Raw genomic sequence first — 18,371 nt, 5'->3', positions numbered from 1 at the left:
GATGTTTGCGATGCGAAGCTTGGCCGGTTCCTCCGGCTGGCTGCGCCTGGCGTTGGTGACAATGCTGGCGGCGGCGCTTGCCGCCTGCACCACCACGCCCAAACCCATTGAAGGCGCCAGCGCCGACGCATTTTCACGCATCGGCCGTTTTGCCATTACGGTCAACGAGGAAGGCGGCAAGCAGAATGCCGTGCAGGGCGGCTTTTCCTGGTCGGACGACGGCCAGCGCTATGTGCTGGACCTGACCAACCCGCTGGGCTCAACCGAAGCGCGCGTGGAAGGGCGCCCCGGCGCGGCCAGCTTGACCAAGGCCGACGGCACCCGCCTGCAGGCGGACAACCCCGACGCCCTGGCCGAAGAAGCGTTGGGCAGCAGCATGCCCGTGTCTGGCTTGCGTGACTGGCTGCGCGGCAGGCTGCCGGCTGAACCCGAAGCATCGGACGTCGCCCGCGACGAACTTGGCCGGCCCACGACGTTCGAGCAAGGCGGCTGGCGGGCAAACCTGTCGCGCTATGACACCCTGGGCCCGCAGATGCTTGTGCTTCAGCGCCAAGAGCCGGGCCGCCGCATCATGGTGCGTCTGGTGGTCAACCAACCCTGAACATCAACGCGTGGCGGGCAGGCGGCTGGGTTCGGGGTTGTCTCGAACCAGCGCCTTGTACAAGCTGACCATGTAGCACAGCAAGATCACGGAAAAAGGCAGGCCGCACAGCACCACCGCGGTCTGCATTGCATTGAAATTGCCTGCCAGCAACAGCCCGACCCCCAGCATCGTTGTCAGCGCCGCCCAGAAGACTCGCAACCAGATGGGCGCGTCGTGGCCCGCGTCCGCGTTGCGGGCCGACAGGTTGGCGATCATCAGCGTGCCGGAATCGACCGGGGTCAGGAACAGCATGAATGACATCACCACGCCCACGCCAGCTACAAGCTGGGTCATCGGCAGGTATTCCATCAACGTGTAGAACGCCATTGGCGGGTCGGCCATGGCCATCCGGCCCAGGCCGGCCGCGCCGTCGTTCAGCACCAGGTTGATGGCGGTATTGCCAAAGATGGACAGCCAGGCCAGCGTGAAGCCCAAGGGCACCAGCATCACGCCGAAGATCAATTCGCGGATCCGGCGGCCACGCGAAATGCGGGCGATGAACATGCCGACGAAGGGCGCCCAGCCTATCCACCACGCCCAATAGAAGATGGTCCACGAACTGGTCCAGCGCACGGCTTTGCGGTCGTACAGGTACAGGTCGAAGCTTTTTCCCAGGAATGCGTTCAGGTAATCGCCCAGGTTCTGCACCAGGCCGTCCAGCAGCAGGCGGGTGGGGCCGGCCAGGAAAACGAACAACAGCAACAGGCACATCAAGCCGGTATTGACGTTGGACAGGATGGCGATGCCGCGCTTGATGCCCAGCGCCGCCGCGCCCGTGGCCACCACCATCATGATGATCACGAGGGGCACCTGGACAGCGGCCGTGTTCGGCACGCCCCACAGATACGTCAGCCCCGCATGCAGCAGCAACGCGCCCAGCCCCAGGTTGGTCACCATGGACACGATGGTGGCCAGCACGCCAAAACCGTCGACCGCGTGGCCCACGCCTTTGGGCAGCGGCTTGCCGGATAGCCCCTGCAAGGGCGAGCGCAGCGCCAGGGGCTGCTTGTGGCGATACGCGAAGTAGGCGAGTGCGGTGGCGGTCAGGGCGTATAGCGTCCAGCCGTGGATGCCCCAGTGCAGAAAGGTCAGGGTCAAGGCATTGCGCGCGGCTTCCTGGGTGCCGCCCGCGCCGGTGGGCGGCATCAGGAAGTGGTCCAGCGGCTCGTAGACGCCGTAGTACACCAGCGCAATGCCGATGCCGGATGAGAACAGCATCGATACCCAGGACAGGTAAGTGAATTCCGGCGACTCGTCGTCATCGCCCAGGCGCAGCGCGCCATGGCGCGATAGTGCCAACCACAGCGCAAAGCCCACGCTGACCGCCATGGCCAGCATGTAATACCAGCCGAAATGCGCCGCCACCAATAACTGGGCGGCTTCAAGCCAGGCTTGCGACGCGCCGGGCCGCACGATGAGCAGGGCGCCGATAAGCAGCACGGCGCCGGACGCACAGAGGAAAACGATGGGGTTGGTGTGCGCCAGCCAGGCGCGCCAGGGCGGCGCGGCCCCCGATGCCAGCGCCGTGGTTTTCCGATCTTGCTGCACCGCTGTCTCCCCGTGTGGTGATACTGCCGTGGTGCTTCTGTATTTGCCTTCCGATGCTTGCCTGCTGGTGTCTGCGGCACCTTACTGTTTTTATATTGAATGATCAATCAATATAAATTAGACTCGACCGCACTCGGCGGGGGCAACCCCAGGGGCGGTTCTTTCGCCCCTTTCGCTCCCCGCCCTCGCCAGCCCAGGAACCGCGCGCACCATGCCAAAAGTCGGAATGCAGCCCATCCGCTGCAATCAACTCATCCAAGCCACGCTTGAATCCATCGACCAGGTCGGCCTGGCGGAAAGCTCCATCGCCCACATTGCCCGCGCCGCGAAGTTGTCCACCGGCATCATCAGCCATTACTTCGGCGACAAGGACGGCCTGCTTGAAGCCACCATGCGGGAATTGCTGCGCAACCTTCGCGATTCGGTGTCGCGTGCGCGGCAGGGCGCCAAGGCCACGCCGCGCGCGCAACTGCGCGCCATCATTGACGGCAACTTCGTGCCCACCCAGGTATCACGCAGCGCCATGCGCGCATGGCTCACGTTCTGGGCGGCCAGCATGCATCAACCCCGCCTGCGCAGACTGCAACGCGCCAACGACCGCCGCCTGTATTCCAACCTGTGCAGCCAATTCCTGCGCGTGATGCCGCTTGCGCAGGCGCGCGATGCCGCGCGCGGCCTTGCCGCCCTGATCGACGGCCTGTGGCTGCGGGGCAGCCTGCAGGGCGCGGACTTTGTCGGCGGCAAGGCGCGCGACATTGCTTACGACTATGTGGACCTGCTGCTTGATCGCAGCCAATTCAAGGGCGAGCCGGCCTTGGGCCCGCCCTCACTTTGACAACAGGACGGATTCCCATGCCCTTGCCCATCCAGCAACTCTACATCCACGGCCGGCGCACCAACGCCATCAGCAGCAAGACCATCACCACGGTAAACCCCGCCAACGGCGCGGTGCTGGCGGAAGTGCAGGTGGCCGCCCGGCAGGACATAGACCGCGCGGTGGCCAGCGCGCAGGAAGGGCAGAAAGTATGGGCGGCGCGCACCCCCGCCGAGCGCGGGCGCGTGCTGCTGAAGGCGGCGCAGATGCTGCGCGAGCGCAATGACGAATTGGCGGAGCTGGAAACGCTGGATACCGGCAAGCCGCTGTCCGAAACCCGCATCGTCGACATCGCCACCGGCGTGGACGTCATCGAGTATTACGCGGGCCTGGCGGCGGCGGTGGAGGGCATCCAGGTGCCTTTGCGCGAATCCAGCTTTTTCTACACGCGCCGCGAACCGCTGGGCGTGATCGCGGGCATCGGCGCGTGGAACTACCCCATCCAGATTGCCATGTGGAAGTCCGCCGCGGCCTTGGCCACCGGCAACGCCATGGTGTTCAAGCCCGCCGAGATCACGCCGTTGACGGCCTTGCGGCTGGCCGAGATCTACACGCAGGCGGGCGTGCCCAACGGCGTGTTCAACGTGGTACTGGGCAGCGGCCGCGAAATTGGTGACTGGCTGACGGGCCACCCTGGCGTGGCGAAAGTGTCGTTCACCGGCGGTGTGGACACCGGCAAGCAAGTCATGGGCGTGGCCGCCGCTACGCTCAAGAGCGTCACGCTGGAACTCGGCGGCAAGTCGGCGTTGATCGTGCTGCCCGATGCCTGCCTTGAGCGCGCCGCCGATATCGCGGTCATGGCCAACTTCTTCAGCTCGGGCCAGGTATGCACCAACGGCACGCGCGTGTTCGTGCATCGGTCGCACAAGGCAGCGTTTGAAGCCGCTGTGCTGGAACGGGTGGCGCGCATCCGCATCGGCGACCCTTTCGATCCCCGCACGAACTTCGGCCCGCTGGTCAGCGCGGCCCACATGGACCACGTGCTGAGCTGGATTGAAATCGGCAAGCGCGAAGGCGCCACGCTGCTGGCGGGCGGCGTCCGCTTGATGGAAGGCGCCTTGGCCAAGGGTGCCTACGTGGCGCCCACCGTGTTCTCGGATTGCGAAGACCGCATGGAGATCGTGCAAGAGGAGATCTTCGGCCCCGTCATGAGCATCCTGGCGTTCGATACCGAAGACGAAGTCGTCCAACGCGCCAACGACAGCCGCTACGGTCTGGCGGCGGGCGTGGTCAGCCGCGATCTGGCCGCCGCGCATCGCGTTGCGCATCGCTTGCAGGCTGGCATTTGCTGGGTCAACACCTGGGGCGAATCGCCCGCGCAGATGCCGGTGGGCGGCTACAAGCAATCGGGCCTTGGCCGCGAAAACGGCATGGACGCGCTGGCCCAATACACGCAGACAAAATCCGTGCAGGTAGAACTCGGCCCGTTCGAGTCGGTGTTTTGATCGTACTGACCATTCGGCGACGGGCGCCCGCCACACGGGCGGGCACCCGATTTCTGCACGTGTTCGGGGGAAGACAATGTCCATCAAGCGCGAGTACGACTACATCATCATCGGCGCGGGATCGGCGGGCAATACACTGGCCGCGCGACTGACCGAAGACCCAGGCACGACCGTGCTGCTGCTGGAAGCGGGGGGCCAGGATCACCGGCTGGATTTCCGCACGCAGATGCCGGCCGCGCTAGCCATGCCGCTACAGGGCAGGCGCTACAACTGGGGCTACAAGACAGACCCGGAGCCGCATTTGAACGGCCGCCGCCTGGATTGCGGGCGCGGCAAGGGGCTCGGCGGGTCGTCGCTGATCAACGGCATGTGCTACGTGCGCGGCAACGCGCTGGACTACGACCACTGGGCGCGCATAGAGGGCCTGGCGCATTGGGACTATCTGTCTTGCTTGCCGTATTTCAAGAAGGCCGAAAGCCGAGACCTGGGCGCCTGTGACTATCACGGTGGTGCGGGGCCGGTCAGCGTCACCACCCCCAAGGCCGGCAACAACCCGCTGTTTGCGGCCATGGTGGCAGCGGGCGAGCAGGCGGGGTACGCGCAAACGCCGGATATGAACGGCTATCGCCAGGAAGGCTTTGGGCCGATGGACCGCACCGTGACCCCGCGCGGCCGGCGTGCCAGCACCGCGCGCGGCTATCTGGACCAGGCGCGCGGACGCGCCAACCTGACGATAGTCACGCGCGCGTGGACCGATGTGATTCTGTTTTCCGGCAAGCGCGCCGAAGGCGTGGCCTGGGAACAGCATGGCCAGCAGCACCGCAGCTACGCGCTGCGTGAAGTGCTGTTGTGCGCGGGCGCTATCGCATCGCCGCAGATCTTGCAGCGTTCGGGCGTGGGGGCGGCCAGCGTGCTGCGCGGCATGGGCATCGCCGTGCAGCATGACCTGCCCGGCGTGGGCGAGAACCTGCAAGATCACCTTGAGCTGTACGTGCAGTATGAATGCAAGCAGCCCGTGTCGCTGGCCCCATCGCTGAAGCTGCGCAATCAGGCTGCGATCGGCGCGCAGTGGTTGTTCATGGGCACGGGCATTGGCGCCAGCAATCAATTTGAAGCGGGTGGCTTCATACGCAGCCATGACGATTTCAAATGGCCGAACCTGCAATATCACTTCCTGCCGATCGCAATCAACTACAACGGGTCCAACCCCATCAAGGTGCATGGCTTTCAGATGCACGTGGGGTCGATGCGATCGCCCAGCCGTGGGCGGGTCCGCATTCGTTCGCGTTCGCCGCGCGACCATCCCAGCATCCTGTTCAACTACATGTCCGACGCGCAGGACTGGCGCGAATTCCGCGCGGCGCTGCGCATTACGCGCGAGCTGTTCGCGCAACCCGCGCTGGCGCAGTACGCCGATCGCGAGATATCTCCCGGCGCCTCCCTCAAAAGCGATGCGGACCTGGATGCCTTCGTGCGCGCGCAAGCCGAAACCGCATACCACCCGTCATGCTCGAACAAGATGGGCGCGGCGTCCGACCCGATGGCGGTGGTGGACGGCTACGGCCGCGTGCACGGGCTGGAGGGCTTGCGCGTGATTGATGCATCGATCATGCCGGACATCGTCACGGGCAACCTGAACGCGCCGGTCATCATGATGGCCGAGAAAATCGCCGACCACCTTCGCGGCCGCACGCCGCTTGCGCGCGCGGACGTGCCTTACTACACGGCGCAAGGTCCGGCGCGTGGCTAGAATGTGGGCTTGTCCCGCACGCATCGGCTGCCCTCTGTGACTCTGTACGACGTACCCGCTCCCGCCAAGCTGAATCTGTTCCTGCATGTGGTGGGCCGCCGCGCCGACGGCTACCACTTGCTGCAAACGGTCTTCCGCTTCATCGACCTGTGCGACACGCTGCATTTCGACGCGCGCGCCGATGGCGTCATCAGCCGTGCCACCGAGCTTGCCGGCGTGTCCGAAGCCGATGACCTGACCTTGCGCGCCGCGCGCGCCTTGCAGCACGCCACCGGCACGCGCCAGGGCGTGCAGATCGGGCTTGAAAAACGTATTCCGCAGGGCGGTGGGCTGGGCGGTGGTTCCAGCGATGCGGCCACGGTGCTGATCGCGCTGAACAAGCTATGGAACACGGGGCTGACGCGCCGCGAGCTGATGGACCTGGCCTTGCCCTTGGGTGCCGATGTGCCGGTCTTCGTGTTCGGGCAATCGGCCTTCGCGGAAGGCGTGGGCGAAGCGCTCACCGCCGTGACGCTGCCTGATCGCGCTTATCTGGTGGCGCAGCCGGACACCAGCGTGCCGACTGTTGGAATATTTTCCGCACCCGATTTGACAAGGGATTCTTCTTACATCACAATAGCGGACTTTCTTGCTTCGCCAACTTTTTCCTTCGGGAAAAACGACTTGGAGCCGGTGGTTCACCGTCTTTATCCTGAAGTTTCCAGGGCATCGCGGTGGCTTGCAGAACAGGGTTACCCTGTACGCATGTCGGGATCAGGCGCGTGTTTATTCGCCGAATTCTCTGAACTTTCCGAAGCCGTTTTGGCGAAAGCAGAAATATCCGCTATAATGCGCGGCGCTGTTAAAACAAATAGCACATCGCATCCACGGTTTCGGTTAGTGCAGGCTTGTACTGGTTTAACTGAACATCCGTTGCGGAATTGGATTGCAAGATAGTTGGGGAGTCGCCAAGCTGGTTAAGGCACCGGATTTTGATTCCGGCATGCGAAGGTTCGAATCCTTCCTCCCCAGCCAACCGAATACATAAAAAAGCTGTTGAACACGCCTGTAAGACACTGGCCCGGGTTCAGCAGCTTTTTTATTTTCCGGATCCGCTGGTGTTTTCACCCCGCATCACTCGTTAGTGTCTTACAACGACCATCGCATCATCCATCATGGCAAACGATAGCTTCATGATCTTCACGGGCACGGCCAACACTCGGCTGGCCGTGGACGTAGTCAACCACCTCGATATGTCCCTGGGCAAGATGACCGTCGGTCGCTTCTCAGACGGCGAGGTGATGGTCGAAATCAACGAGAACGTGCGTGGCAAGGACGTCTTCGTCCTGCAACCCACCTGTGCGCCCACCAATGACAACCTGATGGAAATCATGGTCATGGTTGATGCCCTGCGCCGCGCGTCGGCCGGCCGCATCACCGCCGCGATTCCGTACTTCGGCTACGCCCGCCAAGACCGCCGCCCGCGCTCGGCGCGTGTCGCCATCTCGGCCAAGGTCGTGGCCAACATGCTGCAAGTGGCTGGCGTTGACCGTGTCCTGACGATGGACCTGCACGCCGACCAGATCCAGGGTTTCTTCGACATTCCCGTGGACAACATCTACGCCGGTCCGATCTTGCTGGGCGACATCTGGCGCCGCAATTTCTCGAACCTGGTCGTGGTGTCCCCGGACATCGGCGGCGTGGTTCGCGCCCGCGCGCTGGCCAAGCAATTGGAAGCCGACCTGGCCATCATCGACAAGCGTCGTCCGCGCGCCAACGTGTCGGAAGTGATGAACATCATCGGTGAAGTCGACGGCCGTACCTGCATCATCATGGACGACATGGTCGACACCGCCGGCACGCTGTGCAAGGCGGCCCAGGCCCTGAAAGACCGCGGCGCCGGCGCCGTTTACGCCTATTGCACGCACCCCGTGCTGTCGGGCGGCGCCATTGACCGCATTGAAGCGTCGGAACTGGACGAACTGGTCGTCACCGACACCATCCCGCTCTCCGAGCAAGGCCAGGCCAGCGGCAAGATCCGCCAGTTGTCGTGCGCCGCGCTGTTGGGCGAGACCATCCTGCGTATCTCGAACGCGGAATCGGTCAGCTCGCTGTTTGTTGACTGACGCACTTCGCGTCGGCCTGCCACAGCCCACTCTTAGTTTTTGCACCTTGCTGGTCGCGGCAAGGCGCAATCAACACGGCGCGCATGTTGCGCGCCGTGCCGTTAACTGGTGAAGCCTCTTCACCTTATTTTGTTTTTGGAGTTTTCCATGAAATTCATCGCCACTGCGCGTAGCGTCCAGGGTTCGAGTGCGAGCCGCCGCCTGCGCCGCGCGGGCCGCGTTCCCGCCATTGTCTATGGTGGTACGGCTGCCCCCCTGAACATCGAACTCGACCACAACGAGATCTATCACGCCCTGCGTAAGGAAGAATTCCACGCATCGATCCTGCAAATGCAGCTCGAAGGCTCGAAGGATGAGCAAGTGTTGTTGCGTTCGGTTCAATGGCACGCCTACAAGCCGCAAGTCCTGCACGTGGACTTCCAGCGCGTGGACGCCAACCAGGCTCTGCGTACCAAGGTGCCGCTGCACTTTGTCAACGCCGAAATCTCGCCCGCTGTGAAGCTGGCCGGCGCCATCATCAGCCACGTGACGACCGAACTGGAAATCACCTGCCTGCCGAAGGCTCTGCCCCAGTTCATCGAAGTCGACCTGACCAACATCCTGGCCGGCGCTTCGATCCACCTGGCCGACATCAAGCTGCCCATGGGCGTCACCTACGTGCCCCACGGCGGTGAAGACAACCCGCTGCTGGCTGCCGCCATCGTCAAGGGCGGCGCTGCCGCTGCCGACGAAGCCGAAGAAGCTGCTCCGGCTGCCTAAGCCTTCTTGGAAAGCCTTCGGGCTTTCCTCGGCTTGTGCCCGAAACCCTGCGTGTGCATTTGCATGCGCAGGGTTTTTTGGTTTAAACACCCTCCATCATGTCTATTCCCATACGCCTTATTGTGGGATTGGGTAACCCCGGTCCTGACTACGAAACGACCCGGCACAACGCCGGCTTCTGGCTGGCCGACCATCTGGCGGACGATCTGCGCGCTTCTTTCGCGCTTGAGAAATCTTTTTTCGGCATGGTCGCCAAGTCGCGGTTGGGCGCGGACAACGTGCTGCTGCTCAAGCCCATCACCTATATGAATAAATCCGGCCAGGCCGTCGGTGCCTTGGCGCGCTTCTACAAGCTGGCGCCCGAACAGGTGCTGGTGCTGCATGACGAACTGGATCTGCTGCCCGGACAGGTCAAGCTCAAGCAGGGCGGTGGCCATGCGGGGCACAACGGCTTGAAGGATATTCAGGCTGTGCTGGGCAGCCCGAACTTCTGGCGGCTGCGCATCGGCATCGGCCACCCGCGCACGCTGGGCCTGGCCCAGCAGGTGGCGGACTTCGTGCTGCATCCGCCGCGCCGCGATGAACAAAAAGAAATCGATGCCGTCATCGACCGCTGCCGCGCCGTGGTGCCGGCGATGCTGGCGGGCGATTTCCCATTGGCTACGCGCCAACTGCATAGCGGCAACGTTGCCGGATGAACCACCCCGCGCAGTCCACCCCCATCGGTAAAACCCGTTTTCGATCAGAAGTCGCGGACTTCTGGCGCTATATCCGCCACCCGCGTCCGCTGTCGCGCGTGCCGGGGCGTGCGGCGGGTAATGGATTTCTGGCAGATTGGTGGCCGGGCATCCGCCCTGGGCGTCTCTTGGCCTGGGCAGGGCTGCTGTGGGCGTTGAATCTTTTTGCACTGGGCCCTGTCGCCGTAATGGCTGCGGGCCTGGGTGGCGCTACTCACCGTATCGACCCGGCCAACCTGCCGTGGCTCACGGCGATTATCTGGGCGCCGCTGGTTGAAGAAATGCTGTTCCGCTATGGCCTGCGCCGGCCGTTGCAGGTGCTGTGGCTGGTGCCTGCATTGATGCCCGTGGTCTTGTATGGCCCGCAGCTGTGGACGGGGCTGCTGCTGGCGGCTTTTATGTTGCTGGCCTGCTGGGGCGTGCGTCCGCGCGAGGGGATGCTGACGGGCTGGGACACGACGTGGCGGCGCTACTACCTGAAGCACTTTGGCCTGGTGTTCCATCTGGTCGCGCTGACGTTTGCCGCGGTCCATCTGACCAACTTCGTCTATAGCAAGACACCGTACTGGTTGATGCCGCTGCTGGTGCTGCCGCAATGGCTGACGGGGCTGGTGCTGGGCTGGATGCGCGTGCGACGCGGCATCGGCGCGGCCATCCTGCTGCACGCCACGTTCAACGCCGGCCCCATTTTGATGATCTGGGCCGTCATGCGTTGGGCGCCGTCTATCGTCAAATAGCGGGGCCGTATCGACGGCCCTGACGAAACTGCCCCGGGGCGCACCCGGGGTAAACTAGAACGTTAACGATCAATACCGTACTTACACAGGATTCCCATGGCTCTGCAATGCGGCATCGTCGGCCTGCCCAACGTTGGCAAATCGACTCTCTTCAATGCTCTGACCCGCGCCGGCATCGCCGCCGAGAACTATCCGTTCTGCACCATCGAGCCCAACGTCGGTGTGGTCGAAGTGCCGGATCCGCGTCTGCAAAAGCTGGCTGAAATCGTCAAGCCCGAGCGCATCCTGTCCGCCACCGTCGAATTCGTGGACATCGCGGGCCTGGTCGCCGGCGCAAGCAAGGGCGAAGGCCTGGGCAACCAGTTCCTGTCGCACATCCGCGAAACCGACGCCATCGTCAACGTCGTGCGCTGCTTCGAAGACCCCAACGTGATTCACGTGGCCGGCAAGATCGACCCCATCGCCGACATCGAAGTCATCGAAACCGAACTGGCGCTGGCCGACATGCAAACCGCTGAAAAAGCGCTGCAGCGTCACCAGAAGACCGCGCGTTCCGGCGACAAGGAATCGCAGCGCATCGTGGCCGTGCTGGAAAAGTGCGTGGCCCAGTTGAACGAAGCCAAGCCCATCCGCGCGCTGGACCTCAGCCCGGAAGAACACGCCGACATCGCCCAACTGTGCTTCATCACCGCCAAGCGCGCGATGTACGTGGGCAACGTGGCCGACGACGGCTTCACCAACAACCCGCTGCTTGACCGCCTGACCGAATTCGCCGCCGCGCGCAACGCGCCGGTCGTCGCCATCTGCGCCGCCATCGAATCCGAAATCGTCGACCTGGAAGACGCTGACCGCCAGGCCTTCCTGTCCGACATGGGCATGGAAGAGCCGGGCCTGAACCGCCTGATCCGCGCCGCCTTCAAGTTGCTGGGCCTGCAAACCTACTTCACCGCAGGCGTGAAGGAAGTGCGCGCCTGGACGGTGCCCATCGGCGCCACCGCCCCGCAAGCCGCCGGCGTGATCCACACCGACTTCGAACGCGGCTTCATCCGCGCGCAAACGATCGCCTACGAAGACTTCATCACGTACAAGGGCGAGCAAGGCGCCAAAGAAGCCGGCAAGATGCGCGCCGAAGGCAAGGAATACATCGTGCAGGATGGGGACGTGATGAATTTCTTGTTTAACGTCTGAGTTTCCCCGGACCTCGCGAGCGTTCCTATTGTTTATCGAGGTCTGAAGGATTCAGGGGTGGGTTGGGGGTAGTCGTGTTCAACCGCGGGGTGTTTTTTCCGTAGTCATGGATGGAAAGCTGATGGCCGCCGCCAAACCCGCCTCCCTCACTTCAGCTCCTCAAGGCTACGCTGACTGGCTGATCGACCTGAAAGGGCGCATCCACAGTGCGCAGCAGCGTGCGACGCTGGCGGTTAATCGGGAACTGGTCTGGCTGTATTGGCAGATCGGTCGCGACATTCTTGCACGACAAGCCGAGCAGGGTTGGGGGGCCAAGGTGATCGACCGGCTGGCGCATGACCTGCGCGCCGCCTTCCCGGATATGAAAGGCTTTTCGCCACGCAACCTTAAGTACATGCGAGCGTTTGCAGAGGCTTGGCCGGATGCCGAGATTGTGCAGCAGGCTGCTGCACAATTGCCCTGGGGGCATAACTTAGTGCTACTGGATCGGCTTAAACAGCCAACGGAGCGTCTGGCTTATGCCCGCGCCGCCATTGAACATGGCTGGTCGCGCAATGTGCTGAACATCCACATCGAAACCCGCTTGTTGGAACGCAGGGGCAACGCTGTTACCAACTTTGAACAGCGTCTGCCTGCACCGCAGTCCGATCTGGCCATTGAGTCGCTGAAAGATCCCTACCGCTTTGACTTCCTCGGCCTGGGCGAAGAGACACAGGAACGCGAGATCGAAAACGCGCTTGTGCAGCACGTTACCGACTTTCTGCTGGAACTAGGCGCTGGCTTTGCATTTGTCGGCCGGCAGGTGCTGTTGGACGTAGGTGGCGAGGAGTTCTTCATTGACCTGCTGTTCTACCACCTAAAGCTGCGCTGCTACGTGGTGATCGAACTGAAGGCCGGCAAGTTCAAGCCCGAGCATCTGGGGCAACTAGGGTTTTATCTGACGGCGGTGGACCGGCAGGTGAAGCACGCGCAGGACAATCCGAGCATCGGCCTGCTGCTGTGCAAGAGCAAGAACAAAGTGGTAGCCGAGTACGCCCTGGGTGACAAGTCGCAGCCAATGGGCATTGCCGAATACAAACTGATGGAGTCCTTGCCACAAGAGCTTCAAACCAGCCTGCCGACGATTGAGCAGATCGAGCAGGAATTGGGCAACTCTATGGATGATGGCGCCGATGACTGAAGCGATGGCTGGTCCCTGCCGTGCTTCGAGTACAACCCGCCCATCACCCCCCCCGCCTTATCCCCCGCCGCCCGTAAAAAATTCGCCTCCAGCACGCTCAACACCCGGTTCAGCGTATCCACGTCCGCCGCTGACAACCCCTTCAGCGCCTCTTCAAAAAACGCCGCCCGTTTAGGCAGCGCTTCATTCACCACGGCCTGTCCGGCAGCGGTCAGCGTGGCATTCGTCAGCCGGTTGTCCTGAGCATCCACGGCACGCGCTATCCAGCCCATTTTCTCCATCGCTTGCAATTGCCGGGTCAATGATGCGGGATCCAGCCGGCAACGCTCCGCCAGGTGCTTCTGCGAACACTGCCCGTTTTCATGCAGCGCCAGCAGGATGCGCCAGCGGGGCAGGGCGTGGCCCACCTTGCTGCTGAATGCGCTTTGCATGACGCGGTACGTCTGCCCCATGTGCTGGATGACTTGCAGGCCTTGTTGTTGTCTGGGCAAAAGCTATTCTCCGACGCCGGCGGGCTCCGCCTTGCTTGGGCGGGCCAATTGCACCAGCGGCACGCGCCGCACGCACCATAGCGCGAAGATGGCGACGGCCAGCGCGATGAGCTGGCCTTCATGGATGGCGCCCACCAGCGCGACTCGCGCAATCTCGATCAGCGACGTACCGTCCTGGCCTTGATGCGCCAATTGTGCCAGGAACTGCGTCTGCGCCGCCGGGTTGACCAGCATCTGCGGGTCATTCAATTCGGGCAGCCATTGCGCCGACGCGCCGTTCAGCGTGGACTCGACGCCGCTGAAGTAACTATGGCTGACCATGGTGCCGACGACCGCCGTGCCCAGCATGCCGCCGATCATGCGCAGCGATTGCAGCAGCGCCGTGGCGATGCCCAGGTGCGTGCGGCCCGCGGTCTGCTGCGCGAAAACGGTCAGGTTGGGCATGATGAAACCCATGCCCAGCCCGGCCATCATCATGTAGGCGGCAATCAAGATATGCGACGTGGTGTTGTGGGTGGTGACGATGCCCAGGCACGACAGCGCCATCAGCAGAAAGCCTGCATAGAGCATGCGGTTGGGGTTGCGGATGCGGGTGATGATGCGGCCGTTGATGATGCTGCCGACGGTAATGAACACAACCATGGGCGTGATCAGCATGCCGGCGTCCTGCGGCGACAGGCCAAAGCCGCCTTGAAGCAGCAGGGGCGCATAGAACAGCAGCGAATACATGGTCACGCCCACCAGCAGCGCCAGCGTGAACAGCGTGGCCAGGCCGCGGTTGCGGAACATGTCCAGCGGCAAGAGCGGATGCGGGCAGCGCTTTTCCCACCAGATCAGCAGCACGAACGAGGCGATGCTACCCAGGCCCAGCAGCACGATGGGGCCGCTTATTCCTTCCTTGGGCAGCAGTTCCACCAGCAGTTGCAGGCTGCCCAGCGCCAGCGCGACCAGCAGGGCGCCTTGCCAGTCCAGGCGCACCTTGCCGGACGTGTGGTTGCGCAGGTGCGGCAGGTAGCGCGCCACGAACCACAGCCCCAGGATGCCGATGGGCAGGTTTACGTAGAACACGGATCGCCAGCCATAGTGTTCGGTCAGCGCGCCGCCCAGGGTGGGGCCGACGGCGTTGGCAATGCCGAAGGCCGAACTCAGCATCACTTGCCAGCGCAAGCGCACGTGCGGGTCCGGGAAAAGGTCGGGGATGGAGGCGAACGCGGTGCCCACCAGCATGCCGCCGCCGATGCCTTGCAAGGCCCGCGCCAGCACCAGCGACAGCATGCTATCGGCCGCGCCGCACAGGGCCGAGGCCAGCGTAAAGAGGATGATGGCGGCCACCACAAAGGGCTTGCGTCCGTAGTAATCGCCCAGGCGGCCGAAGATCGGCACGGTGATGACCGACGTCAGCAGGTAGGACGTGGCGACCCAGGCGTACAGTTCAAAGCCCTTGAGCTCGGCCACGATGGTGGGCAGCGCGGTGCCCACGACCGTCTGGTCGATGGCGACCATCATCATGACAAAGCACATGCCCAGCATGGCCAGCAGCGTTTGCCGGAAGGGCAGCACCTGGCCGGGCGAATGTGGGGTACTTGGGGTGGGGGCGGGCATTGTTGGATGCATCAACGATTGATGGATCAATTATTCTAGTCCTACAATCCGCAAACAGAAAATCGTCAGCTCTGCGGGCTGGAATGGACGACATCGCAGCGCTTTGGGCTTGCAAGCAGGCGCGTTTTTGGTGTCATGGTCTGACAATGCCGCGCGAAGCCGGTCTGATTTGTTACGATAGCGAAATCTGCACGCTGGTCATGCTGGCGTCTTCAGCAGTCCTTCCTTGGTAGACCCTTCCTCCCTACGCCGCGGCCACAAGCTTTCGGCAGGAGCGGGGGCTCGTCCTGAAGGCAGACCGTTCCAGGCAGACAGTTCCATCCGGCGCGCGGTTTTTCCGCCGCTACAGCACCATCCTCGCGCGTCGCGCGGTGGGCGGCATCCAAGAATTTCCAGTCGAGGTACCGACGGGGCAGCAATGAAAACGTGGTTCAAGCGCATTTTGATAGGCCTGGTAGTGTTGGTTGTCGTGGCCGTCGTTGGCCTGGCCATCTTCTTGCTGACATTCGACCCCAACGCGTACAAGTACAAGCTGGAAGAGCTTGTTCAGGAACGCTATCACCGCACCCTCACGATCGACGGCGAGATCGAGCTATCGCTCTTTCCTCGTATCGGTTTGTCCGTGCAGGGCGTGTCGCTGTCCGAGCCCAATAGCCCGGACACCTTCGCTTCCATCGAAAGCACGCGCCTGGCGGTTGCCGTCTGGCCGTTGCTGTCCAACAGCTTCGTGGTGGACCACGTGGCCATCAGCGGCCTGAAGGCGCGCGTGGTGCGCGACAAGGACGGCCAGTTCAACTTCAGCAATCTGGTGGGGGGTACGCCGGGCGTCACGGCCACGCCGTCCAACCCGGCCGAAGCGCTGGTTGGCGCGGCCCAGACCGCGGCCCAGGTCATCACCAGTGGCACCTTGCCAGCCACGCGCAACAACATGCAGATCGACATTGCCGGCCTGGACCTGAAGGACGGCGAAGTGTTGTTGCAGGATGCCATCTCGGGAATGGCCGTGGCGGTGACGAAGATCAACGCCAACACGGGCCGCGTCACGTTCAACCAGCCTTTTGACGTGCGCATGACGGCCCGCGTGGAAGGCGGCAACCCGCGCGTGGACGCCAACCTGACGGGGCAGGCCCTGTTGACGCTGGACCCATCGGCCAAGCGCTATGCGGCCCAAAAGCTGGACCTGCGCCTGGACGGCAAGCTGCCCGGCGCCGAGGCCAAGAGCCTGGCCATGCGCGGCAACCTGGCCTTCAACGGACAGAAGTCGTCGCTGGACATCGCCGGCCTGGAAGTGGTGTTCCAGGGCGACATCACGGACCCGGCCGCGCGCGCCACCAATGTGGAAGCCAGCGTGGCCATGCCCAAGCTGGCCATCGACCCCCACAAGAGCCAGTTGCAGATTGAAAAGCTGGCCGTGCGCGCCAAGGGCGGGTCCGACGACGGCCCCTTTGAAGTCGCGGTGGACGCGCCCGCGCTGAACATTTCGCCGACCTCGGCCACGGGCGAAGCCCTGACCGGGCGCGTGCGCCTCAGTGGCCTGGACGCCAGCTTCGGCTTGAACGGTATCAGTGGCAATGCCGCCGAGCTGGACATCAAGGAAGCCAAGGTGGACAGCACGTCCAAGAACGGCGAGCGCGTCGTGAAGCTGAACTTCGCGTCGCCGCTGACCCTGAACTTGTGGCAGCGCACCGGTGGCCTGTCGGCGCTGCGGGGCGATGTCAACATCACCGACCCTGGCCTGCCCAAGGGCAGCCTGCAGATTCCGGTGATCGGCAGCGTGAACGTGGATCTGCTGAAAGACCAGGCCAGCAGCAAGATCAATGCCGTGCTGGAAGGCGGCAAGTTCGATCTGAGCGCCGACATCACCAAGCTGTCTGAAACGCCGATGGTGAAGTTCGCATTGGTGGTGGACACGCTGGACCTGGACAAGCTGGCGCCGCCCGTGGTGGCGGCCCCGGCCAAGCCGCCCGCCGACGGCAAGAAAGACGAATCCAAGCCCGCCACGCCCGCGGCCCCGGCCGCGCCGGTGGATGACACCATCGACCTGTCCGCGCTGGTGGGGCCTAGCGTCAACGGCACCCTGAAGGTGGGCAAGCTGGTGGTGCGCGGCCTGAAAGCCGACGAGGTGTCGGCCGTGGTCAAGCTGGACAAGGGCAAGCTTGAAATCTCCAGCCTAACGGCCGGCCTGTATGGCGGCAAGCTGGCGGGCGCGTTGTCCGTGGACGCCGCGCAAGGCAATCAACTGGCCACCAAGATGTCCTTGGCCGGTATCGCCATCGAGCCGTTGCTGATGGACCTGGTCAAGCGCAACATGCTTAGCGGCACGGGCAGCCTGGCGCTGGACTTGAAGACCGCCGGCGCCAATGTCTACGCCATGAAGAACGCCTTGGGCGGCAGCCTGCAAGTGCGTTTGCGTGATGGCGCGGTCAAGGGCATCGACCTGACGCAGACGCTGCGCGAGCTGAAGGCGGCGTTCAAGCCGGAATCGCAGAACGAGACCGTGCCGGCCGACGGCAGCAAGCAGACCGAATTCTCGGAAATGGACGCAGACCTGGCCTTCACCAAGGGCGTGGCGGCGGTGAAGCGGCTGAACATCGTGTCGCCGTTGTTGCGCGTCACGCAGGGCGATCCGGCCAGCATCGACTTCGTGAAGAGCGAGTTGAATCTGGTGGCGCGCGCGCGGGTGGTCAACCCGGCCGCCGCCCCGGAAGGCCAGGAATTGATCGACTTGAAAGACGTGACCATTCCCGTGCACGTACAGGGTCCGTTCGACAAGCCCACCTACACCGTGCTGTGGAAAGACGCCATTGGCGGCATCCTCAAGCGCAGCCTGGAGAACAAGCTGCGCGAGGCCGTGACGGGTAAGGGCAAGAACGGCGCCGTCGTGGACCAGGCCTTGAAGGGATTGCTAGGCAAATGAGCACCGATACGTTCCAGCCCATCGCGCAATGCGGCACCACCACGCAGCCCAATGCGGCGGCTTATCACCGGCAGTGGCTCATTGCCAATGATTCCGGCCAATGGCTGAATCGCGAGCTGTGTCCCAAGCTTGCCGACGTGTCGGTGGAGTTGCGGCTGGGCTATCTGGTGCTGAAAGCGCCCGGCATGCTGCGCATGGATATTCCGCTGGACGTCATCGAAGACGACGACAGCGTGCGCTACAGCATGAATGTGGGCGATCAGACGATTGACGTGATCGACGAAGGCGAACTGGCCGCGGCCTGGATCTCGAACTTCGTGCAGGTGCCCTGCCGCATCATGAAGGTGCACCCGGACACGCCGGTCACGGCCTGGCCGGCCTGACATACTGGCCGG

The 18,371-nt window shown here is 63.4% G+C and carries 15 protein-coding genes, 1 tRNA gene and 1 pseudogene; 14 read left to right on the top strand and 3 right to left on the bottom strand.

The genetic code is table 11. The features are described 5' to 3' along the window. The first annotated feature begins 10 nt into the window (after nt 1-10). Nucleotides 11-601, top strand: a complete 591-nt coding sequence (gene lolB / locus M2361_RS15190; protein WP_259250262.1) for a lipoprotein insertase outer membrane protein LolB — start codon at nt 11-13, stop codon at nt 599-601. A gap of 3 nt (nt 602-604) precedes the next feature. Here the strand turns inward: lolB and M2361_RS15185 are convergent, their stop codons facing one another. Further along, nucleotides 605-2,191 carry a BCCT family transporter gene (locus tag M2361_RS15185; RefSeq protein WP_259250261.1) on the bottom strand — a complete coding sequence of 529 codons (1,587 nt, stop codon included), beginning with the start codon at nt 2,189-2,191 and terminating at the stop codon, nt 605-607. Nucleotides 2,192-2,402: 211 nt separating this feature from the next. Here M2361_RS15185 and betI point away from each other — a divergent pair, with 211 nt between their 5' ends. The 11 genes from betI (at nt 2,403) to M2361_RS15130 (ending at nt 12,966) form a co-directional block, all read left to right on the top strand. Then, nucleotides 2,403-3,026 carry a transcriptional regulator BetI gene (gene betI, locus M2361_RS15180; protein ID WP_259250260.1) on the top strand — a complete coding sequence of 208 codons (624 nt, stop codon included), beginning with the start codon at nt 2,403-2,405 and terminating at the stop codon, nt 3,024-3,026. Between the two features lie 17 nt (nt 3,027-3,043). Then, the gene (gene betB, locus M2361_RS15175) at nt 3,044-4,510 is read left to right on the top strand and encodes a betaine-aldehyde dehydrogenase (RefSeq protein ID WP_259250259.1); all 1,467 of its coding nucleotides are present in this window, start codon (nt 3,044-3,046) and stop codon (nt 4,508-4,510) included. Nucleotides 4,511-4,586: 76 nt separating this feature from the next. Next, entirely contained in the window at nt 4,587-6,260 is a 1,674-nt protein-coding gene (gene betA, locus M2361_RS15170) for a choline dehydrogenase (RefSeq protein ID WP_259250257.1), read from the top strand. 36 nt (nt 6,261-6,296) lie between these two features. Next, on the top strand, nt 6,297-7,196 hold the full coding sequence (gene ispE, locus M2361_RS15165; protein WP_100857596.1) for a 4-(cytidine 5'-diphospho)-2-C-methyl-D-erythritol kinase: 900 nt from the start codon (nt 6,297-6,299) through the stop codon (nt 7,194-7,196). 1 nt (nt 7,197) lies between these two features. Beyond that, nucleotides 7,198-7,274 (top strand) — tRNA-Gln (locus M2361_RS15160). A gap of 140 nt (nt 7,275-7,414) precedes the next feature. Then, nucleotides 7,415-8,365, top strand: a complete 951-nt coding sequence (locus M2361_RS15155; protein ID WP_006227587.1) for a ribose-phosphate pyrophosphokinase — start codon at nt 7,415-7,417, stop codon at nt 8,363-8,365. Between the two features lie 147 nt (nt 8,366-8,512). Further along, nucleotides 8,513-9,124, top strand: a complete 612-nt coding sequence (locus M2361_RS15150) for a 50S ribosomal protein L25/general stress protein Ctc (RefSeq protein WP_046805051.1) — start codon at nt 8,513-8,515, stop codon at nt 9,122-9,124. A 98-nt stretch (nt 9,125-9,222) separates the two neighbouring features. Next, a complete protein-coding gene (gene pth / locus M2361_RS15145; protein WP_259250238.1) occupies nt 9,223-9,822 on the top strand; it encodes an aminoacyl-tRNA hydrolase in 600 nt (199 codons plus the stop codon). After that, the gene (locus M2361_RS15140; protein WP_259250237.1) at nt 9,819-10,598 is read left to right on the top strand and encodes a type II CAAX prenyl endopeptidase Rce1 family protein; all 780 of its coding nucleotides are present in this window, start codon (nt 9,819-9,821) and stop codon (nt 10,596-10,598) included. Before pth ends, M2361_RS15140 begins: the two co-directional genes overlap by 4 nt. 96 nt (nt 10,599-10,694) lie before the next feature. Continuing rightward, nucleotides 10,695-11,786 carry a redox-regulated ATPase YchF gene (ychF, locus tag M2361_RS15135; RefSeq protein ID WP_259250236.1) on the top strand — a complete coding sequence of 364 codons (1,092 nt, stop codon included), beginning with the start codon at nt 10,695-10,697 and terminating at the stop codon, nt 11,784-11,786. 121 nt (nt 11,787-11,907) lie between these two features. Further along, a complete protein-coding gene (locus tag M2361_RS15130; RefSeq protein WP_259250234.1) occupies nt 11,908-12,966 on the top strand; it encodes a YhcG family protein in 1,059 nt (352 codons plus the stop codon). Nucleotides 12,967-13,019: 53 nt separating this feature from the next. On the opposite strand, the pseudogene M2361_RS15125 reads toward M2361_RS15130, so the two are convergent. After that, nucleotides 13,020-13,457 (bottom strand): annotated as a pseudogene (locus M2361_RS15125) (MarR family winged helix-turn-helix transcriptional regulator); the annotation flags it as partial. A gap of 3 nt (nt 13,458-13,460) precedes the next feature. Then, entirely contained in the window at nt 13,461-15,059 is a 1,599-nt protein-coding gene (locus M2361_RS15120) for an MDR family MFS transporter (RefSeq protein WP_100854471.1), read from the bottom strand. A 418-nt stretch (nt 15,060-15,477) separates the two neighbouring features. Here M2361_RS15120 and M2361_RS15115 point away from each other — a divergent pair, with 418 nt between their 5' ends. Both M2361_RS15115 and M2361_RS15110 read left to right on the top strand, forming a co-directional pair. Further along, nucleotides 15,478-17,976, top strand: coding sequence for an AsmA family protein (locus M2361_RS15115; RefSeq protein ID WP_259250231.1), 2,499 nt, complete (start codon nt 15,478-15,480; stop codon nt 17,974-17,976). Beyond that, nucleotides 17,973-18,359 (top strand): MOSC N-terminal beta barrel domain-containing protein, encoded by a 387-nt coding sequence (locus tag M2361_RS15110; RefSeq protein WP_100854473.1) that lies wholly within the window; start codon nt 17,973-17,975, stop codon nt 18,357-18,359. The genes M2361_RS15115 and M2361_RS15110 overlap by 4 nt, the downstream gene beginning before the upstream one ends. Nucleotides 18,360-18,371: the final 12 nt, after the last annotated feature.

Source organism: Achromobacter sp. JUb104, assembly GCF_024806975.1.
Lineage (GTDB): Bacteria > Pseudomonadota > Gammaproteobacteria > Burkholderiales > Burkholderiaceae_B > Achromobacter > Achromobacter spanius.
The sequence above is the reverse complement of the archived record's forward strand: the minus strand, read 5'-3'. Positions and strand labels throughout refer to the sequence as shown.